The organism is Verminephrobacter aporrectodeae subsp. tuberculatae At4, assembly GCF_000193225.1.
Taxonomy (GTDB): Bacteria; Pseudomonadota; Gammaproteobacteria; order Burkholderiales; family Burkholderiaceae_C; genus Acidovorax; species Acidovorax aporrectodeae.
In genome coordinates this window covers 1-4,311 of the sequence record NZ_AFAL01000765.1, presented here as the reverse complement: position 1 = coordinate 4,311, position 4,311 = coordinate 1, and the positions used below count along the sequence as shown (strand labels likewise).

The window sequence follows — 4,311 nt, the reverse complement described above, 5'->3', positions numbered from 1 at the left end:
ACTGCCGGGCTCGAACGTCAAGGGCAGGAACCCGCTCAAGGACGTGCGCGTGCGCCGGGCCCTGTACCAGGCCATCGATGCGGAGGCGATTGCGCGCAGCATCCTGCGCGGCCTGGGCAGGCCCAACGGCACCCTCGTGGCGCCCATGGTCGCGGGCTATACCGAGGCGGTGGGCAAGCGCTTTCCGTACAGCGTCGAGGCGGCAAGAAGCTGCTCGCCGAGGCCGGCTACCCGGATGGTTTCGAGGTGGACTTTGCCTGCCCGAACAACCGCTACATCAACGACGAGGCGATTTGCCAGGCCGTCACGGCCATGTGGTCGCGGGTGGGCGTAAGAGCCAAGCTGCGCACCATGCCGCTGGCGACCTACTTTCCGATGATCCAGCGCTACGAGGCCAGCGTCTACATGCTGGGCTGGGGCGTTCCCACGTTCGACGCGCTCTACAGCCTGCAATCGCTGGCGCGCACGGTGGGCACGGGCGCCGATGGAAACCACAACCTGGGCCGCTACAGCCATCCGCGCATGGACTACCTCGTGGACCGCATCAAGGGGGAGACGGACGCGCCCGTGCGCGCGCGCATGCTCACCGAGGCGCTGCAACTGTCCAACGACACCGTATCGCATATTCCCCTGCATTCCCAGGTGATCCCCTGGGCCATGAAGCGGAACGTCGATCTCGTGCACCGCGCGGACAACCGCCTGGACATCCGCATGGTCAAAGTGAACTGACCCGGGAATTCAGGGACCTCCCCTTGGCCGCAGCACCGGCTCTTCTGCACAGCAAAACTTGGTATCGAAAGGACCCCATGCAACCCAAGAAACGCTTCCTGTCGCTGGCCGCTGCGGCCGCACTGCTGCTTGCGCCCGCGCTGCTGCACGCCCGGCCGTTCAAATGGGCGAGCCAAGGAGAGATCGGAACCTGGGACATTCATTCCGACAACAACTCGCTGGCGCAGGGAATTCATTCCTGGGTGTACGAGAGCCTGGTCTACTACAACAGCAGGACCTTCGCGGTGGAGCCCCTGCTGGCGACATCCTGGAAGGAGATCAGCCCCACGCAAGTGCGCTTCGTCCTGCGGCAGGGCGTGAAGTTCCACGACGGCTCGGCGTTCGGCGCCGACGACGCCGTGTTTTCGCTGCAGCGTGCGATGGCCAAGACCTCGACGTTCACGCCGAACACGCAGGGCATCCGCCAGGTCGTCAAGGTGGACGAGTACACCATCGACGTTCTGCTCTCCGCGCCGAATCCGGTGCTGCTGCGCCAGATGACGGATCTGCGCATCATGAGCCGGGCCTGGGCGCAGAAGAACCGGTCGGTCGAGCCCAAGGACATCAAGGGCAAGGAGGAAAACTTCGCGCACCGCAACGCCATGGGAACCGGGCCCTACACGCTGGAATCGTGGCAGCCCGAGGTGAAGATGGTGTTCAAGCGCAACCCCAACTGGTGGGGAAAGATGGAGGGCAACGTGAGCGAGATGGTCTACACCCCGATCAAGTCCACCGCCACGCGCATGGCGGCGCTGCTGTCGGGGGAGGTGGACATGGTGCTCGACCCCGCGCCGCAGGACCTGGCGCGTCTGCGCGCGACCCCCGAGTTGAAGGTGATCGACGGGCTGGAATACCGCACCATCTTTCTCGGCATGGACCAGTTCCGCGAGGAACTGCCGGGCTCGAACATCCAGGGCAGGAACCCGCTCAAGGACGTGCGCGTGCGCCGGGCCCTGTACCAGGCCATCGACGCGGAAACGATTGCGCGCAGCATCATGCGCGGCCTGGGCAAGCCCAACGGCACCCTCGTGGCGCCCATGGTCGCTGGCCATACCGAGGCGGTGGGCAAGCGGCTGCCGTACAGCGTCGAAGCGGCCAGGAAGCTGCTCGCCGAGGCCGGCTACCCGGATGGCTTCGAGGTGGACTTTGCCTGCCCGAACAATCGCTACATCAACGACGAGGCCATTTGCCAGGCCATCACGGCCATGTGGTCGCGGGTGGGCGTAAGAGCCAAGCTGCGCACCATGCCGCTGTCCACCTTTCTTCCGATGCTCCAGCGCTACGAGGCCAGCATCTACATGCTGGGCTGGGGCGTGACCACGTTCGACGCGCTCTACACCCTGCAATCGCTGGCGCGCACGGTGGGCGCGGGCGCCGACGGAAACTACAACGTGGGCCGCTACAGCCATCCGCGCATGGACTACCTCGTGGACCGCATCAAGGTGGAGACGGACGCGCCCGTGCGCACGCGCATGCTCACCGAGGCGCTGCAACTGTCCAACGACACCGTATCGCACATTCCCTTGCACGACCAGGTGATCCCCTGGGCCATGAAGCGGAACATCGATCTCGTGCACCGCGCGGATAACCGCGTGGACGTCCGCATGGTCAAAGTGAACTGAGGCGCTGCGCAGTCGTCATGCAAGCCAGGCTCCGGTTCCTGTCGATGACCGCGGCGGCGCTGCTGCTGCTTGCGCCCGCGCTGCACGCCAGGCCCTTCAAATGGGCCAGCCAGGGGGACGTTGCGACCTGGGACATCCACGCCGAAAACAATGGCTTGCAAAACGGCATACACGCCAGCGTGTACGAGAGCCTCGTCCATCACAACAGCAGGACCTTCGCGGTGGAGCCCGTGCTGGCGACGTCCTGGAAAGAGATCAGTCCCACGCAAGTGCGCTTCGTCCTGCGGCAGGGCGTGAGGTTCCACGACGGCTCGGCGTTTACTGCCGACGACGCCGTGTTTTCCTTGCAGCGTGCGATGGCCAAGACATCGACGTTCACGCCGTATGCGCAAGGCATCCGCCAGGTCACCAAGGTGGACGAGTACACCATCGACGTTCTGCTCTCCGCGCCGAATCCGGTGCTGCTGCGCCAGCTGACGGAACTGCGCATCATGAGCCGCGCCTGGGCGCTGAAGAACCGGTCGGTCGAGCCCCGGGACATGAAGGGAAGGGACGAGAACTTTGCCCACCGCAACGCCATGGGAACCGGGCCCTACACGCTGGAATCGTGGCAACCCGACGTGAAGATGGTGTTCAAGCGCAACCCCCATTGGTGGGGCACGATGGAGGGCAACGTGACCGAGATCGTCTACACGCCGATCAAGTCGGCCGCGACGCGCATGGCGGCGCTGCTTTCGGGGGAGGTGGACATGGTGCTCGACCCCGCGCCGCAGGACTTGGCGCGTCTGCGTGCCAACCCCGAAATGAAGGTGGTTGATGGGCTGGAATTCCGCACCATCTTTCTCGGCATGGACCAGTTCCGCGAGGAACTGCCGGGCTCGAACGTCCAGGGCAGGAACCCGCTCAAGGACGTGCGCGTGCGCCGGGCCCTGTACCAGGCCATCGACGCGGAGGCGATTGCGCGCAACATCATGCGCGGCCTGGGCAAGCCCAACGGCACCCTCGTGGCGCCCATGGTCGCTGGCCATACCGAGGCGGTGGGCAAGCGCCTGCCGTACAGCGTCGAAGCGGCCAAGAAGCTGCTCGCCGAGGCCGGCTACCCGGACGGCTTCGAGGTGGACTTTGCCTGCCCGAACAACCGCTACGTCAACGACGAGGCCATTTGCCAGGCCGTGACGGCCATGTGGTCGCGTGTGGGCGTAAGAGCCAAGCTGCGCACCTTGCCGCTGGCGACCTACTTTCCGATGATCCAGCGCTACGAGGCCAGCATCTACATGCTGGGCTGGGGCGTTCCCACGTTCGACGCGCTGAACACCCTGCAATCGCTGGTGCGCACGGTGGGCGCGGGCGCCGACGGAAACTACAACCTGGGCCGCTACAGCCACCCGCGCATGGACTACCTCGTGGACCGCATCAAGGGGGAGACGGACGCGCCCGTGCGCGCGCGCATGCTCACCGAGGCGCTGCAACTGTCCAACGACACCGTATCGCACATCCCCTTGCACGACCAGGTGATCCCCTGGGCGATGAAGCGGAACGTCGATCTCGTGCACCGCGCGGATAACCGCGTGGACGTCCGCATGGTCCGGGTGCACTGAGGCGCGGCAGCAGCCGGCTTGGCACCATCCTTGCGTGCGAGGCTCCCAAGACGCCTGCCCGGGGAGAGGGGTGTCCTCTTGGCCGCAGCGTCGGCTTTGCTCTGCACCGTGAAACCTTGGAAATCGAGCGTGCTCCATGCAATTCAAATACCGTTTCCTGTCCATGGCCGCTGCGGCAGCGCTACTGCTGCTTGCGCCCGCACTGCACGCGAAAACCTTCACATGGACCAGCCAGTCCGAGATAGGGTCCTGGGACATTCATACCCAGAACAATTCGCTGCAAAACGGATTGCACGCGTACGTCTACGAGAGCCTGGTCTACT

At 65.0% G+C, this 4,311-nt stretch carries 2 protein-coding genes and 2 pseudogenes; all 4 read left to right on the top strand.

Annotated features, from left to right (window positions below):
- Positions 1-729, top strand: a pseudogene (locus VTU_RS29210) (ABC transporter substrate-binding protein); the annotation flags it as partial.
- Positions 730-806: 77 nt separating this feature from the next.
- Positions 807-2,390 (top strand): ABC transporter substrate-binding protein, encoded by a 1,584-nt coding sequence (locus VTU_RS0121295; RefSeq protein ID WP_010108530.1) that lies wholly within the window; start codon positions 807-809, stop codon positions 2,388-2,390.
- A gap of 17 nt (positions 2,391-2,407) precedes the next feature.
- Positions 2,408-3,988 carry an ABC transporter substrate-binding protein gene (locus VTU_RS0121290; RefSeq protein WP_029554639.1) on the top strand — a complete coding sequence of 527 codons (1,581 nt, stop codon included), beginning with the start codon at positions 2,408-2,410 and terminating at the stop codon, positions 3,986-3,988.
- Between the two features lie 136 nt (positions 3,989-4,124).
- Positions 4,125-4,311, top strand: a pseudogene (locus VTU_RS29205) (ABC transporter substrate-binding protein); the annotation flags it as partial.

Bases quoted from the DNA above. Each gene is read 5' to 3' on its own strand.
- VTU_RS0121295 (WP_010108530.1), top strand. From the start codon at position 807: ATGCAACCCAAGAAACGCTTCCTGTCGCTGGCCGCTGCGGCCGCACTG.
- VTU_RS0121290 (WP_029554639.1), top strand. From the start codon at position 2,408: ATGCAAGCCAGGCTCCGGTTCCTGTCGATGACCGCGGCGGCGCTGCTG.